This window comes from Protofrankia sp. Cas4 (assembly GCF_963555915.1).
In the GTDB taxonomy this organism is placed as follows: domain Bacteria; phylum Actinomycetota; class Actinomycetes; order Frankiales; family Frankiaceae; genus Protofrankia.
On the sequence record NZ_CAUVXL010000128.1, the window covers coordinates 22,444 to 38,211 of the forward strand.

Below are 15,768 nucleotides of genomic sequence, written 5' to 3' on the forward strand. Positions count from 1 at the left end.
CGGCCCGGTGACGTTGCGGTTCGACGACGACACCGTCCACGCGCTGGTCGGTGGGCAGGCCGGAGCGGGCAAATCGACCTTGCTCCTTGATGTGGTGTATGGCCTGGCTGCCCGCTATGGCCCAGACCAGCTGCGATTTCACCTGCTCGACTTCAAGGAGGGGCTGGAGTTCGCCCAGTTCGCTCCCCGCGGTGACGACCCGTTCGTGCTGCCGCATGCGGACACGATCGGCATGGACAGCGACCGGGAGTTCGGGGTCGCCGTGTTGCGCCACGTCCGTGCCCTGATGCAACGCCGGGCCCTCGCCATGCGGGCCGTCGGGGCCCGGGACCTGCGCGGCCTGCGAGCCGCGCAGGTCGGTACCGGCTGGCCACGGATCATGATAGTGATCGACGAGTTCCAGGTGATGCTCACGCCGCTGGACGCGGTGTCGCGGGAGGCGGTCTCGCACCTGGAGGTGTTGGCGCGCCAGGGGCGCGCCTACGGGATCCACCTGCTGCTGGCCAGCCAGACCCTGTCGGGTATCGACGCTCTGGATGCGACGGCCGGTAAACGTGGATCGATCTTCGGGCAGTTCGCGCTGCGCATCGCGCTGCGTACCTCGATCTCGGAGTCACGGGTGCTGCTGTCGACCACCAACGAGGCGGCCGGAGCACTGGCCGGCGTCGGTGAGGCCATCGTCAACCGGCGCAACGGCCACCCGGCCGGCAACGAGCTCGTCCGGGTCGCCTATCCGGAGCCGGCACTGCTCGCCACGCTGCGTGCGAGCCTGTCCAGCGCGAACGTGTCCCGTACGAACGTGTCCCGCGCCGCGGGGAACCGGCCGCCGAAGGTCTTCGTAGGCCACGCCCCGGCGCTGTTGGACGACAATCCGTTGTTCCGTTCGCTGGCGGGCACGCCCGCACCGCTCGACCGCGGCGGGCCTGACCGCGACGGGCTGGATCCCGGTCACCAGGATCCCGGTCACCATGACGATGGGGAGGTCGCCGAACCGTTGGCGCTCGTCGGGGTTCCCCTCGATCTGCATCCCGCCGCCGTTGGCGTCCGCTTGTCCCCGCTGCCAGGACGCAACCTGGCGGTTCTCGGACCGCTGCGGCGTGAGGCCGTCGGCGTGCTGCACGCGGCCGTCACGAGCCTGGCAGCCCAGGCCGGGCCGGACGGGCTGGGGGTCGACATCGTCGCCGTCACCGGCGAGATGGCCCCGGTCGCCGACATCCTGGCCGAGCGGGTCCGGGCCTTCGGCCAGGCTGCCGAGGTTCATCCGCCGGCCGCCCTGCGCCGCGTGCTGGCCCAGACCAGTGACGCGGTGCGGGCCAGGGAGGAGTCGGCACTGGCGGTGGAGACGGGCCCGCAGCACGGGCCGGCCCAGCCGCTACGGCTGCTCGTCCTGTTCGCCGCCGATGCGGGGCGCGGGGTCCTTGAGGCCAAGGACCCGGTCAGTCGTCGCTCCGGCCTGGATGATCTGCGTTTCGTGACCCGCCGGGGCCCGGTTCAGCGGGTGCACCTGCTCGGCTGGTGGCGCGGCCCAGGTCGCCTGCTCGATGACCTTGGTCCCACGCATCGGGACGACGTCGGGGCATGGATCGCGGTCGGCGTTCCCGGCAATGATCTGTTCAGCCTCGCCGGAAACCGGTCGGTCACGGCGGTGACAAGCGCCAACCGGGCAGTCCTGTTCGACCGCAACGGTCAGGCGGAAGCACGCACGATCATCCCGTTCGCGCCGTTGCAGCGGCGGGTGGACGCACGATGACCGGGCCGGTCATGGGAGTTGACCACAACGGTCACGGGAACCCGCGGTCGACCTCCGATGGAACCCACGGTTACCGGGCGTTGGTTGGTATGCCCGACCAATTGGGTAGATCTCTCCCTGTGCCCGACGGTGAGCCCGATCGTGACGGCGGCGACCTGCGTGATCCCCGTGATCCCGATCTCGACGATCCGAGGATCGCGATCGCGCAGTATCGGGCGCTGCTCGCCGAGCTTGACCAGGCTCGCACGAAAGTGGCGGACCGGGTACTGGCCGGCCGGGAACGGCGCGCTGCGCTGGCGCGCACGCACCGGGAGTCCGCCGATGCCATCCGTTCCAGAGTCGACGAAGTGTGGCGGACGGTGGCCGAACCCCTCGCCCATCACGGCATCAGTGACCTCGACCAGCTTCGCCCCGCTCCGGTGACGGAATTCGATCATGACGATGTGGCTGCTGTGGCCCTGCGCAAACGTACGGACCGCTCAGCCGTTCGGGCCACGCACCGTCGCGGTGCTGGCAGCGGGCGCGGGCGGTCCACCGGCACGGCGCTGGAGCGCACGGCCCGCTCGGGGCGGCCCGCCGTGGGAGCCGATGATCCCGTCGAATTCGACCCGGCCGCAGCGCCGGCCCGTGCTCACGAACTGTGTCTCACCGCGATGGGGCACGCCGCCGAGCTGCGGGCGATCACACGGGCGGGCCCGACGACGTCCGCAGCGATGATCATCGGGTTGGCCTGTCTGCTGGTAGCCGGCACGGTCACCGCGCTGCGGGTGTTCCTCGGCGTCGAGGCGCTCGCGTCCCTGGCCGGTGGCGCGCTGGTCGCCGGCGTGTGCGTGGTGGTCCTCACCGACGCGAGCCGCATCGAGGTGGCCCGGGCAGCGTTGCTCGGAGCGGGTACAGCCGGCGCCGCGGTGCTGGCGACCGCCCGGGTCGCGCCCCTGAACCCACCTGGCTTGATCGCTTCCCTGGTGGCGGTTGTGCTGGCCGTCCGCTTCGGGCTCGGCATCGGAGCACCGCGAGATCCGCGAGATCCGCGGCGCACATGAACCGGCGGTTGTCCGGACCCGATCCCCGCGGCGGCGACAGAAGAAGGGCAGGATCTCTGTGACCAGCACCATCGCCGACGTCAAGTCCCAGCTTGGCGAGGCGTTCAAGCGCACTGATGAGGTCGTCGGCCAGTTGGACGGCGCGTTGACCATGATCGAAGAAGCGCAGGCAATCGTCCTGGCTGCGACCGACGGCAGCGCCCACCGGGCCGTGGAACAGCTGACGAGCGCCCTGATGGAAACCCGCGAACGCATCCAGGAGTCGCTGGCAGCTCTGGGATCCGCTGTCCAGGAGGTCCGGGACTACAGCGACGGACTTTGAAGTGCCCTCATGGCGCCATTAGAGTATTGATATAAATCAACTAGTTGTGAGAAATAGCACAAATTTTCGTGACCAATGGCCCGCGTTCGATTGTCAGCGTGTCGCGGATGAAGATCTGGGTAACAATTCCGCGGGTTGTCCGCGACGCGATGCATCCTTTAGCCGGCCTTACTAAAGTCCGAGTTGTCCAGTCGGTCGCCGACGGTATGATCATGGTTTCTTTCGTGCCACCGTCGGCCCGACTAGGACAAGCCGGGCCGACGGTGGCGCGATCACGGCTCCTGCCGCACCGTCGGCGGCCCGGGAAAGTACCAACGCGTGGCAGTTCACGGGTCCGGCATCCGTCCGGCGCCGCTGCCACGCGACTGAGGAGGCCGCACCACCGTGCCGGTAAGCAGAATGCTCGACCTGCCGCTTGTACTTCTGTCCAACCGCGGCCCGGTGAGCTTCGACCGTGACGCTTCGGGACGAACGGTCACCCGAGGGGCGGGGGGCCTCGTTTCAGCGCTGTCGGGCCTCGCCGAGCACCTCGACGACGCCGTCTGGGTCTGCGGGGCGGCGACCGCGGAGGACACCGTGGTCGCAGGCGAAGCGCTGGGCGGTTCGATCGTCGTCCAGACCTCGCCGTCGGCGCATGTGGTCGAAGGAGACGCCGACGGTCCCACCATCCGGGTACACCTGGTCGTCACCGACCCCGCGGCCTATGCCGACTTCTACAGTGTCTGGTCGAACCCGATCCTGTGGTTCGTCCAGCACGGACTGTACGGTCGGGCGCTCTCGCCCATCATCACCCAGGCCGAGCATGACGCGTTCGAGCACGGCTACGCCGCGGTCAACCGGGCATACGCGGACGCCGTCGCCGACGAAGTCCGCGCCCGCGGTGGCAAGGCCCTCGTTCTGCTGCAGGATTACCATTTTTACCTGGTTGCCGAACGGGTCCGGGAACTGTGCCCGGACGTCGTGCTCACCCACTTCGTCCACATCCCGTGGCCAAGCCCGGACGAGTGGCGCGTGCTGCCCGCCGGCATCCGGGAGCGGCTGCTGCGCGGGCTGCTGGGCAGTGACGTCGTCGGCTTTCACACCCGGCGTTACGCCCGTCACTTCGTCCTGTGCGCGCAGGAACTGCTCGGCCTGGACGTCGACCTCGACAACCTGCTGGTCACAGTCGGCGATCGGACGGTCCGGGCCCGGTACTACCCGATCTCGGTGGACCCGGCCGCGCTCGATGCGATCCTGGGCACCGAAGAGGTCGCCGGGCATGTCGCCATGCTGCGGTACGCCTTCCTCGACGGGGACCGCCAGCTCATCCTGCGGGTGGACCGCACCGATCCGAGCAAGAACGTCGTGCGCGGCTTCCTCGCGTTCGGCACGCTGCTCGACCAACATCCGGAGCTGGTCGGAAAGGTCAGTTTCCTCGCCCTGCTCCAGCCGAGCCGCACGGACGTGCCCGAGTACGCCGACTACATCGCATTGATCGGCGCAGTTGTCGCCGAGATCAACGCCCGGCACACCAAAGACGGGCAGCAGCCCATCGACCTGCGGATGGCCGAGGACTTCCCACTTGCGGTGGCCGCCTACTCGATCTGTGATGTGATTATGGTCAACGCCATCGCGGACGGGATGAACCTCGTGACCAAGGAGGTCGCCGTAGTCAACCGCCGTGGCGGCGTGCTGGCGCTGTCGGAGAACGCCGGCGCCCACGAGGAGCTCGGCGAGTACTCGGTGACGCTGCATCCCTTTGACGTACAACAGATGGCCGACGCCCTGTACGAGGCCCTGACCATGCCGGTGGAGGAACGCCACCGGCGTCTGGCCGCGGCTGCCGATCAGGTGCGCACCCATGATGTGGGACGGTGGCTCAGCGAACAGCTGGACGACCTCGCGCGGCTCGCCGGCTACTCGTAAACCCCTCGTAACCCTGCTTAAGCCTGCTGAGCCCGGCTGAACCCGGCTGGAGCCGTCCACCTCGGCGGGTTTCCACCGCGCCTCGCGGGTAGTGTCAGCGTCGGCAGAGTTTCGTGGACGACATAAGGGGAGCGGACGTGGCGGGTTCGGGCGGTCACCACAAGGCGAACACGGGTTCGTGGGCCGCGGTATTTCTGATCATCGCGGCTTTCTCGATCGGGACCTTCGCGCTCGTGCTCCACTCCGTTCCCCTGTGGATCGTGACCGGCGTGGCGCTGGTCGCCGGCATGATCACCGCGGTCGCCTCCGGCATCATGGAACAGGCTTACTGACCCGATCCCGCCGTCCGGTCGTCAGCGGCTGGACGCGCTCGTCAGCGAGCGCGGGGTGACAAACGACACCAGGCGGGTCGTACTGGGTCCGAGTTCCGCCCAGCGACCCACGGCGAGGTCCTCCACCGCAAGCGCGGCCGTGGGAAAGGTCGGAATGCGGGGACGCTCGCCGACCGGCAGCAGACCGGCTGCCAGTGCCTGCATACCGGGGTTGTGGCCCACCAGCAGGACGGTGGGTACGCCGTCATCCAGCTCCCGGAGACGGTCGAGGAGATCGGCGACATCGGCGAGATAGAGCCTGTCCTCGGTCAGTACCGGGACGTCAGGCGGAAGTGCCCCGGCAATGTGCTCAACGGTCTGGCGGGTGCGGCGTGCGGATGAACACAGCACCAGGTCGGGGATGAGCTGATCAGCGCGCAAATGCTCCGCGATGAGCTCGCACGCGGCCCGGCCGCGAGGCGACAGCGGCCGCTCGGCGTCCGGGGTCGAGCTGTCGGCCCAGTCCGACTTGCCGTGACGCAACAGCAGGAGACGACGCGGCGGCCTCACCACGCGACCTGCGTGGACGTGGCGGACAACCGGACGCCGTGACCAGGCGCGGAACACCCTGACACGAAGCTCCTCCTCGGACGGCAACGACACGCAGCCTGCCCATCCCGGCCCGGGGCGTCAATGGTTCCTTTCCGCACCGTCGAGGTAGGCGGCCGGATCCGGCAGATTAAGAGCGCCTCTATTGCCGGGCGCTCCAAGGAAGTCCCGCGGCCGGCTGGCTCGTTGGCCCCGGTGTGGCGTCGACCACGAGCCGGCGGACGCCACACCGGGGGCAACGAGGATGTCGCCGACGGAAGTGATAAGATCAGCTCGTAGCGTAGGTGGACAGTAGGAGGCGATCGGCATAGGCCAGCGCGTCGTCCGCGGTCAGCCGGCCGCGCGGCACGATTGAATTACGTTGATCTGACGTAAGCCCACCCCACACGCCGTGTTCCTCCTGACGGAACAACGCTGTGGCCAGACAGGCCCGTCGTACCGGGCAGCTCGCGCAGATCTTGCGGGCTCGGATTTCGGCAGCGGCGCGGGCCTTGGTGTTACGCCCGTCAGGTGGGAAGAAGGCATCGGGATCCCCGTCCCGACATGCCGCGTCCTGGCGCCAGTATGCGGGCCAGCCGGGGCCGTAGGGCTGTGGCGGGAGGTCTCGTCCGGGCAGGACCGGTACCCCGGCGCTCATGGCCTTTTGCCGATCATGGTTGCATCCGTGCGCAACGTGGACAGGGAGTTGGGAACGGCATCGCTACCGGAGGGTAGCGAACGCGGCTGACTGGGCATACCGTCTCCTGCTGGACATCGCTTGTGGCGGACATAACAGGGACGAGCACCATGTAGATGTGTTGTGACGCACATCTACTCTGCTCGGGTGGGACGACGACTCGGGTGGGACGACGACTGTTACGAAAAGACGACGGCACGGTTCACCGGCGTGGAGTGCACCGCATCGCTGGCGCCATGTACACCGGAAACGAACCTGTCTCGTCTCGTTAACCGAGGAACGTAGACGGCTCTCGACCGGATAGCAAGGGTTCCGGAACGGTCACGTCCGCGGTTTGTGTCACAGGTCGCATCGTGATGTCGCCGGTCGCCGCGCGGTCGCAGATGTGAAACTCGCAGTATGCGATGTAGTACATCTTGTGAATGCCCGGCCCGCCTTGTGGGCGGCGAACCGGGCATTTTGGATATTCCGTGGTCAGCCGATGGCGAGTGCGGTGATCGCAGTGATCACAAGCGTGAGTAGGATCACAACGATGATCGCCGGATCGAAATAGCGGACGAGTAGCTTCATACCCGCCCGATACGGTAGTTATCTGTCCAGATCAGCTGATACTGGACGTATGTGCCGGGGCGACGAGAAATGATCATCTGTCCACCGCCGGCATACAGGCCGTCGTGATACGCCTGCCCCTGATCGTCCAAAAAGAAGATCACATCACCTGGGCGGACGTCGGCCCGGCTGACCGGAGGTAGCGCATCGAACTGCTCGTAGGTCGTGCGAGGCACCGATACGCCCAGTTGCGTGTAGACGTACTGGATCAGACCTGAGCAGTCGAAGTCGTTCGGGCCGGCACCGCCATAGCGATAGGGCTTTCCGATCTGCTGTGCGGCGACCGCGACCGCTGCCGCACCCAGTGAACCCGAGCCGCCGGTCGGCTCCGGCGGCTGCGCCGTTGACGTGCCGAAGAGCGCGCCCCAGGTCAACGGGCCGACAATGCCGTCGGTCACCAGACCGGCGCCAGCCTGGAAGCTCCGGACGGCGCTCTCGGTCCGCGGTCCGAATTCTCCGTCCGCGACGATCCCCAACCGGCTCTGGACCTCTGCAACCGTCTCCCCGCGGCTTCCTCGGCTCAACAGTTGGCCCGGGTACTCCAGCGCCGCCGCTTGGACGGTACTGGACGGCGAAAATTGCGAGTTGTACCAGAGTGCGTCGGTCAAAGACGGTGCGATAGTCACCGACGGGGTGATAGTCACCGCTGGTCCGACATGCGTGGTTGGCTCGCTCGCGGTGGCCGGACACGGCGCAAGAGCCACCGCGACGGCAACAGCACAGGAGACCGCGGTGACCGTCGGTGAGACTGCGCGGCTTGAGATGGACATTGCCATCGCCCCTCTGCCGCCGTCCGGGCAGTGCACCCGGGTCCCGTCCGCGTGCGTGTCGCCGGCACGGGGATGCGGACGGGCCTCGGCGGTCATCCCCGTTACCCACCGTGACAGTGAGCACCCTTACGCTAAGAGACTGGCGAAGAACTTTCAGTGATACTAGTTACCAAGGGTGACGGTCTCTAGCTGTAACACGATCATGGAGAGCCGGTTGCCCGATAGCGGACGCATACCACTGAGAGCGTGCCAAAACAGCCGAAAGCCGGCGGTCGCCATACCCATCGCCGTCACGGTGTTGCCGTGCCAGTGCGGCGTGTGCAGATCGACACACTCCTCGGCACCCGGATCGACCGTGGCAGGTTTGCCGCATGACATTTTCCGCTGCCCATGTACATGCATTTTGGTTAGCGGGCGCATTATGAGGGACTCTTGCCACAGACCAGCGAGGAGCCAAACGGTGGAACGGTTCGGCGCCCGTCGTTGCGCTGATAACGTGATGACGATTAACGTGATGACGATGCAGAGATGTGTCCTACTGTTGCAGGGCATCAACGTGGGTGGCCGCAATAGGGTCGCGATGGCCGATCTCCGGGCGCTCCTACAGGCCGAGGGATGCACCGAGGTGGTGACGTACCTCCAGAGCGGCAATGCGGTGGTGACCGCCGAGCCGGTGGGCCTGGCGGTGAAACTGGAGCAGGCGCTGCACGAGCGGGTCGGTATCCGATCGAGGTTCTTCCTGCGAAGCGCCGAGGAGCTGGCGATGGTGGTCGCCGCGAACCCGTTCCCGCTGCGGGCGGCGGAACCGAAAAAGCTGCATGTGGCCTTCCTCGCCGATCCGGTCGACGCGCCGACGGTGACCCGCATGGGGCTACGGCACGCCGATGACGAGATCGGCATCGGCCGTCATGAGCTCTACCTGTCCTACGAGGTCAACTCCCGTGACTCGCCCCTCGCCGGTGTCCTCCGTCAGCTGCGAACACCATTTACAGCCCGGAACTGGACGACCGTGACCAAGCTGGCTGCGCTCGTGGGAAGCGGACCGTGAATAGACGCCGGCCCGAGATCCCTATTCCCGGGCGCTCTTGCGTGCGACGCCGGCCCACAGCGCTGTCGGGGTGGGATCGTTCGTGCCCCACTGAGTCGCCGGCACAACACCGGGCTCGAGCAGTTCCCAGCCATCGAAAAAGCGACTTACCTGTGTTTTGCTACGCATTGTAACTTTCATCGGCATCATCTGGTTCATCCGGGCTGCGGCGGCGCCGGCTCCGATCGTGGGGTTCACGTCGTTGGCCGGGTGCGACAGCACCAACGCGCTGCCGACGGGCAGTGCGGCGGACAGCGTCGCGACGATTGCGTACGGATCGTCCTCATCGGCGACGCAGTGCAGGATGGCGACCAACATCAATGCGATCGGCCGGCGAAAGTCCAGGGTCTCGGCCGCGCCGGCCAGGACGGCGGCCGGGTCCCGAACGTCACCGTGGAGGTAGGCGGTGGCGCCGGCGGGGCCACCGGTCAGCAGCGCCCGTGCGTGCGTCAGCACGATCGGGTCGTTGTCGACGTAGACGACCCGGGCGTCGGAGGCGACCCTTTGCGCGACCTCGTGGGTGTTGTCGGCCGACGGTAGACCGGTGCCGATGTCCAGGAACTGGCGGATGTCGGCCTCGCCGGCCAGGTGGGTCACTGCCCTGCGCAGGAACGCCCGGTTGCTGAGAACGCTGGCGCGCATGTCGGGCATGGCCGTCATGGCCTGCTCCGCCACTGCCCGGTCCGCGGCGAAGTTGTTCTTCCCGCCCAACCAGTAGTCGTAGATCCGCGCGATGTGGGGGATGTCCGGGTTCAGGTCGGCACCCGATTCCCGGCCCGCGCCGGTCACCGCGCCGGCATCGGCGGGATCAGCCACCGACCGGAAATCCCACCTCGATGAGTCACCCTCAGCCACCAGCCCTGCTCCCTTCGCGCGGTCACCCCCAGCAGACGCCACCCAGGTTAGCGGCAAACCCGGACCAGAACGGACTTGCCGGCGGGGGACTCTGATACGCCGACGGGTGGGAATATTAACCTGGTTTGATACCGGTAACGGTACATTGCCAGAGATCTTCATATTAGGGTGACTTGTGGGAGTACTGCGATGGTGTGACGGTCGGGCTCCGGCGCAGGCCCGTGCGGGCGGCGCCGTGGTGGCGGTCGCCCTGTTCGGCCTAGCCGCCTGCGGGGGTACCGGTACCGGTACCCCCGCAGGCGGCAGCACCAGCACGCTGCCTCAGACCACCGCGACATCGCCGGCCCCGACCCTGCACGCCCGCGACTACGTCGTCACCGAAGGCGCCGAGACCACCGGGCTTGTCCGGGACACCTCCACCGACACCTCACCGGACCCGAAGATCTCCGAATCTGAGTTCGCATCGTGCCTTGGCGTGCCGACCGCCGAGATCCAGGACAACTCCATCGACTCGGCGGACGGTCCCGACCTGATGAGCCCCGACGAGCTGGCCCATGTCGGCTCGTCCGCGGACATCGATCGCCCGGGGGATGTGGCACGTGACGCGGTCATCCTGCGACGTCCGCAGGCGCCCACCTGCATTGGCCGGCTCTTCCTCCGGGGGCTCGAGCAAGAAGCGTCGTCCAACGGCGAGAGGGTCACGCTCGACTCGACGCTGGCGCTGCCCGGGCTGTCCGGGGCCACACAGGCCGTACGCATGGCGATAACCGTCGCCGCCAACGGCGGTAAGATCCACATTACCTTCGACATAATCTTCATCTGGTCCGACCGTGTCGAGAGCACTATCGTGCTTGGTCAGATCAACGGCGTCCCGGACCGGACGCGGGAGCAGAACGTGATAAGCCAGGTCGCCGCGAAGGTCGCCCGCCAGTGACATCCAATGATCATCTGCGGCTCACGACAGGCACCGGCACGTCGGCTGGTGTCGCCGTCGGGCTTACTCATTTCTGACATATATTCTTACCAATTCTTGACATTTAAGAGCCACAATGAGCGTGTGGCCCCACACTCCGCCGTTGCGCATGCTCCGCCGTCCGTCCGCGCACTGGTGTCAGCAGTGGTCGGTCTGCTCGTCATGGTGACCGGATGCACCCCCGGGCACGGTGCGTCCACGGGGGAGGGCACCGGCCGGCCCACGGCGACTGAGACGGTGGCGGTCGGGTCGTCCACCCAGACGATCACCGTCGGCGGGCAGGCGCGGACCTTCCACCTCTACCGGCCGGCGTCGCTGCCGTTGTCGGGCGCGGTGCCGCTGGTCGTCATGCTCCACGGCGGTTACGGCAGCGGAACCCAGGCCGAGTCCTCCTACGGCTGGGACGCCGAGGCCGACAGTCAGCACTTCATGGTCGCCTATCCGGACGGCATCGACCATGCCTGGGATGTGGGCGGCGGCTGTTGCGGTACGCCGGGGCGCACCAACGTCGACGACGTGGCCTTCATCACCCAGCTCGTGGCCATCGTGAGCCACGCGCTACCCATCGACCCGACCCGGGTCTACGCCACAGGCATATCCAACGGCGGGATGCTCGCCTACCGGCTGGCCTGCGACACCACCGTGTTCGCCGCCATCGGGCCGGACTCGGCCACCCTGCTCGGCCCGTGCCCAGCGCCGGCGCCCGTCGCGGTCATCCACCTTCACGGCACCGCCGATCACAACATCCCCTACAACGGTGGCCAGGGCGACGGCACCGCAAAGATCAACGGGCCTGCGGTTCCGTCCCTGATCGCAACCTGGCGCGAGGTCGATCACTGTCCCGCGCCGACGGTCGAGACGGCCGGGTCGGTCACGACGTCGGTGGCCCGCTGCCCTGCCGGTCACGACGTCGAGCTGGTCACCATCGCCGGGGCAGGTCACCAGTGGCCCGGCGGGGAGCCCAAGCCCGTGCTGGAGCGCCTGCTGCACCTTGATCCCCCGTCCACCGCGCTGAACGCCACCGACGCCATCTGGCGCTTCTTCGCCACCCATCCCAAACCCGCCGGCGGCTGACCGCGAGACCTGCTGGGGACAATGCCACCGTAGAACTATAGGCTGCGGCGGGTCACGACCGCTGAAAGGCAACGACATGGTTTGGACTCCCGAGGCCGCCCTTGAGTTCGGACGTGAGCACGTGATGGTGTGGAACCGGCATGACCTCAAGGAAATCGCTCTTCTCTACGCCCCCGATGTGGAGCTCGTTTCCCCGTTCGCGGAGGAAATAACCGACTCCAGCACCCTCAAAGGCCGCGAGGCTGTGGTCCGCTACTTCGGCGCGGCCCTGGACCGCTATCCTGACCTGCGCTTCGAGCTGGTCGACGTGCTGTACTGCGTCGACACCGTCACCCTTTACTTCCGTAGTATCGGCGGACGCATGGTCGCCGAGGTGCTGACCGTCAATCCCGGTGAGCCGATCAGCCGGGTGCAGGCCCATTACACCTGTACCCCGCCCAGTGCCCGGGACGTGTGAGCATCGGCCCGGAGAGAAGCTACCCGCGATGGGTGGATGTGCTGATGGCGACCGGCGCCGCTGAAGCGTGCACCGTCACTGAACGCACCGTCCCTGCCGGCGATATGTGGCAGGCTCAACCTATGAGCTCACGGCGGCGCCGAACCACGTGGGCAGCCCGCTGAGCAGATCCTGCTGACTGTCACCGATCCACGCCACGTGGCCGTCGGGCCGCAGCAGCACGGCGGGCACGTCCAGTTCCTCGCTGACGTCGACGACGTCGACGACGTGGTCGACCCGATCCGCCCAGCCCGCCACCGAGAGCCGGCCGGTCTGGTCGAGCAGCAGTCCGCGGCCGCCGTGCATCAGCTCGTAGAGGCGCCCCCGTTTCAGCCCGACGTCCCGCAGCCGCCGGCCGAGCAGTGGATGGCCCGCGCCGAAGTCGTAGCGGACCCCGATCGCAGTGATCTTCTCGATCAGGTAGCGGTTCACCTCCTCGACGTCCATCAATTCCGACACCAGCCGGCGCACTGCCTGGGGACCCGGCTCGGGGGACAGCAGCTCGACCAGCGCGCGGGTGGTGTCGAGCACGTCGGCGGCCACCGGGTGCCGTTCGGTGTGGTAGCTGTCCAACAGCCCCGCCGGTGCCCAGCCGTTGACCTCGGCGGCCAGTTTCCAGCCAAGGTTGAACGCGTCCTGGATGGCGAGGTTGAGGCCCTGCCCGCCGGTCGGCGGGTGGATGTGCGCCGCGTCGCCGGCCAGCAGCACCCGGCCGGTCCGGTAGCGCTCGGCCAGCCGGGTGGCGTCACCGAAGCGGGAGAGCCAGCGCGGTGAGTGCGCGCCGAAGTCGGTGCCGGCGATCGCCCGCAGCCGCTGCTTGAGTTCGTCCAGGGTCGGCGCGACCGTGCGGTCCTCGGCCACCGCGTCGGCGCGTACGACGACGCGGTACACCCCGTCCCCGAGGGGTCCGGCGCCGAACCCCAGATCGGTCTTGCGGACTTCGGCCACCACGGCCGCCAACTCCTGCGGCGGCATGGCCACCTCCACCTCGCCCAGCAGCCACTCGACCCTGGCGGGCTCACCGGGGAAGCCGACCCCGAGCAGCGTGCGCACCGTGCTACGGCCGCCGTCGCAGCCGATGAGGTAGCGCGAGCGCAGCTGTGTGCCGTCGGCCAGCTTGGCGGTCACCCCGTGGTCGTCCTGGCGCAGCCCGACCAATTCAGTGCCGCGCCGGATCTCGACGCCGAGTTCGGTGGCGTGCTCGGTCAGCAGGCGCTCGGTGGTGGTCTGCGGGATGGCGAGGATGTAGGGATGTGCGGTGTCCAACCGGTCGGGCCGTGGCTTGACGATGCCGGCGAAGAAACCACTGACCGGGTACTGCTGGCCGAGTGCGAGGAACCGCTCCAGCAGACCGCGCTGGTCCATCATCTCGACGCTGCGCACGTGCAGGCCGAGCGCGCGGACAATCCTGATCGGCTCCGCCTCCTTCTCCAGCACGAGCGCGTGCACGCCGTGCAGTCGCAACTCGCCGGCGAGCATCACGCCGGTCGGTCCGCCGCCTACCACGATCACGTCAATCATGAAACCCCCCGTTTAACGAGATTGATTGTCGGCCGGCTGCTCCGCGCAGTCCGGCGGCGCGCACACCCACACCACGAGTCCCACCAACGGTTCGACGTCCCCGCGCGACCCATACCTCGACAACACCACACGCCCGTCGTGACTCCCATTTCCGCAGGTCCTGGCCTCGGCTAGCGATTCTGCGGCACGACCCGGGTCTTGCCGCAAGCCCCCCGGTGCGCTATACGTTGAAAGTGGCAAGGAGTGGGCAACCTCCTTACACGCTGACAGAACTGCCGGCGCTGACAGAACTACCGGCACTGACAGAACTGCCGGCGCTGATCTCCGATGCGGCACGGTGGGCCAAGGCCCGCTGCCAGGCGCTCTTAACGATGTGAATCTGATGCTCCTGGCACAACACCAGATTCACATCGTTCCTACAGAGTGTCTGGCACGAGGGGCGCGGCCTCGCGGGGCGGGGGAGGAGCGGGGCAGGAGCACCCTGACCCAACCGGCCGGTTCGGTCTGTGATGGGTGCTACAGGCCGATCTGGCCCGAGGGGTTGTCGCGGTCGAACAGGCGACCGGCCCAGGGCGATATCATGCCGCGCCCGCAGCAAGGCGCCGGCACCAACCCCGCCCCGGCGCCGGCCGCCTACCCAGCCACAGACCGTGCACAGGCGAGGCCCGCAAGATTTTCCCGCTCGCACGGCATCCCAGCCTGGGTGGTCAGCTTTCTGATGACGAACATCCCCGCGAACGAGCCGGAGGGCATCGTCGCGGTCGAGTGGTGGTTCCGCGGCCGCGCCGACATCGAAACCCAGATCAAAGACGCCAAGCTCGACGCCGGCCTACGCCATGAGGTCCTCACCGTCCCGGGCCGGGTCGTCCCCCACGCCCGCGGCCTGCACGTACGTCTGCCACCCAGCCGCGGTGATCTCCTGTCCGCCGCGCTCGCGCGGCTACGCGCCCTCCCCGCCGCCACCTGATCCGCACACCGAGAATTGTCTGCTGGCTGTTAAACAACATTAAAAGTTGTTCTCTGAGTTACTGCAAGGAGTGACGTGATGGAGCGTGAGTTCGTCGAAAGTCTGCAGGCATACCACGAACTACTCACGGAGGATATCGAGCAAGAAGATGCCTCGGTCGCGCAGGCGCTCGGGCTCTCTACAGAGCAGAGCGCTATCGTCCGAGATTCCCTGATCCATCTCGGTCTTCTCATTGAGTCTCCGACCGCGTCGAACGGTTGGTCCATACTATCGCCCGAGGCGGCCGCCCGCCGGCTCATACAGGACCACAAAAACAAGGTCCACGCGCTGACAGCAGAAATCGAGAAGACGCAGCAGGCCCTCAGCACTCTTGTCAACGAGTTCACGACCTCCGGACGACGAAAGGAAATAGAGAAGGTCGTGGGTATGACTCGGATAATGGCTGTATTGGACGACGCGGCAAGGTTGACGCAGCGGGAGGTAGCGACGATCCATCCGGGGCTGTCGCCCTCGCCGGAAGTGACGCAAGCCAATCTCGCTCGTCATCAAGATGTGTTGGCGCGCGGCGCAACGATCCGAGCTGTCTACCAGACGGCGACTCTGCGCCATTCCCATACGAGAAGCGATCTTAGACATCAGGCCGCTCTCGGCATCCAGGTGCGAACCAATCAGCTGCTACCATTGCGTATCGTTCTCGTCGACGAGTTGGTTGCCGTGATGTTCGCGCCGGCGTCGCCCACCGCCTTGGTCGTTCGCAACGGTCCGCTCACCGCCATTCTCCGCGACGTGTTCGAGCACGT

15 protein-coding genes and 1 pseudogene are annotated in these 15,768 nt (G+C 67.2%); 11 read left to right on the forward strand and 5 right to left on the reverse strand.

Annotated elements, in window-relative coordinates; translation table 11 throughout:
• The 5 genes from U9979_RS11950 to U9979_RS11970 form a co-directional block, all read left to right on the forward strand.
• Positions 1-1,750, forward strand: a 1,750-nt coding sequence (locus U9979_RS11950) for an FtsK/SpoIIIE domain-containing protein (RefSeq protein WP_322779439.1), incomplete at its 5' end; no start/stop codon positions are given.
• A 119-nt stretch (positions 1,751-1,869) separates the two neighbouring features.
• Entirely contained in the window at positions 1,870-2,793 is a 924-nt protein-coding gene (locus U9979_RS11955; protein ID WP_322779440.1) for a hypothetical protein, read from the forward strand.
• 58 nt (positions 2,794-2,851) lie between these two features.
• A complete protein-coding gene (locus U9979_RS11960) occupies positions 2,852-3,115 on the forward strand; it encodes a hypothetical protein (RefSeq protein WP_322750282.1) in 264 nt (87 codons plus the stop codon).
• A gap of 399 nt (positions 3,116-3,514) precedes the next feature.
• Complete coding sequence (locus tag U9979_RS11965; RefSeq protein ID WP_322779459.1) at positions 3,515-5,020, forward strand: trehalose-6-phosphate synthase; 1,506 nt, start codon at positions 3,515-3,517, stop codon at positions 5,018-5,020.
• A 113-nt stretch (positions 5,021-5,133) separates the two neighbouring features.
• Positions 5,134-5,352, forward strand: a complete 219-nt coding sequence (locus tag U9979_RS11970) for a hypothetical protein (protein WP_322779441.1) — start codon at positions 5,134-5,136, stop codon at positions 5,350-5,352.
• A gap of 21 nt (positions 5,353-5,373) precedes the next feature.
• Here U9979_RS11970 and U9979_RS11975 read toward each other — a convergent pair whose 3' ends face one another.
• From U9979_RS11975 to U9979_RS11985, 3 genes are all read right to left on the reverse strand, one after another.
• Complete coding sequence (locus U9979_RS11975) at positions 5,374-5,901, reverse strand: histidine phosphatase family protein (RefSeq protein ID WP_322750288.1); 528 nt, start codon at positions 5,899-5,901, stop codon at positions 5,374-5,376.
• 307 nt (positions 5,902-6,208) lie between these two features.
• A complete protein-coding gene (locus U9979_RS11980) occupies positions 6,209-6,577 on the reverse strand; it encodes a WhiB family transcriptional regulator (protein WP_322750279.1) in 369 nt (122 codons plus the stop codon).
• Positions 6,578-7,182: 605 nt separating this feature from the next.
• Positions 7,183-8,091 carry a C40 family peptidase gene (locus U9979_RS11985; protein ID WP_322779442.1) on the reverse strand — a complete coding sequence of 303 codons (909 nt, stop codon included), beginning with the start codon at positions 8,089-8,091 and terminating at the stop codon, positions 7,183-7,185.
• 403 nt (positions 8,092-8,494) lie between these two features.
• On the opposite strand from U9979_RS11985, the gene U9979_RS11990 reads away from it, so the two are divergent.
• Positions 8,495-9,043, forward strand: a complete 549-nt coding sequence (locus tag U9979_RS11990; RefSeq protein WP_322779443.1) for a DUF1697 domain-containing protein — start codon at positions 8,495-8,497, stop codon at positions 9,041-9,043.
• A gap of 21 nt (positions 9,044-9,064) precedes the next feature.
• Here U9979_RS11990 and U9979_RS11995 read toward each other — a convergent pair whose 3' ends face one another.
• Positions 9,065-9,898: an SAM-dependent methyltransferase gene (locus U9979_RS11995; protein ID WP_322779444.1), complete on the reverse strand. Its 834-nt coding sequence runs from the start codon at positions 9,896-9,898 to the stop codon at positions 9,065-9,067.
• A 214-nt stretch (positions 9,899-10,112) separates the two neighbouring features.
• Between U9979_RS11995 and U9979_RS12000 the strand changes: the two genes are divergently transcribed.
• The 3 genes from U9979_RS12000 to U9979_RS12010 all read left to right on the forward strand — a co-directional run bounded on the left by U9979_RS12000 (position 10,113) and on the right by U9979_RS12010 (position 12,441).
• Positions 10,113-10,871, forward strand: coding sequence for a hypothetical protein (locus U9979_RS12000; protein WP_322779445.1), 759 nt, complete (start codon positions 10,113-10,115; stop codon positions 10,869-10,871).
• Between the two features lie 201 nt (positions 10,872-11,072).
• Complete coding sequence (locus tag U9979_RS12005; RefSeq protein ID WP_416220020.1) at positions 11,073-11,984, forward strand: alpha/beta hydrolase family esterase; 912 nt, start codon at positions 11,073-11,075, stop codon at positions 11,982-11,984.
• Between the two features lie 76 nt (positions 11,985-12,060).
• Positions 12,061-12,441, forward strand: a complete 381-nt coding sequence (locus U9979_RS12010) for a nuclear transport factor 2 family protein (protein WP_322779447.1) — start codon at positions 12,061-12,063, stop codon at positions 12,439-12,441.
• Positions 12,442-12,561: 120 nt separating this feature from the next.
• On the opposite strand, the gene rox is transcribed toward U9979_RS12010, so the two are convergent.
• On the reverse strand, positions 12,562-14,001 hold the full coding sequence (rox, locus tag U9979_RS12015) for a rifampin monooxygenase (protein ID WP_322779448.1): 1,440 nt from the start codon (positions 13,999-14,001) through the stop codon (positions 12,562-12,564).
• Between the two features lie 718 nt (positions 14,002-14,719).
• On the opposite strand from rox, the gene U9979_RS12020 reads away from it, so the two are divergent.
• Entirely contained in the window at positions 14,720-14,968 is a 249-nt protein-coding gene (locus tag U9979_RS12020; protein ID WP_322779449.1) for a hypothetical protein, read from the forward strand.
• 78 nt (positions 14,969-15,046) lie between these two features.
• Positions 15,047-15,768: pseudogene (locus tag U9979_RS12025) on the forward strand (hypothetical protein); the annotation flags it as partial.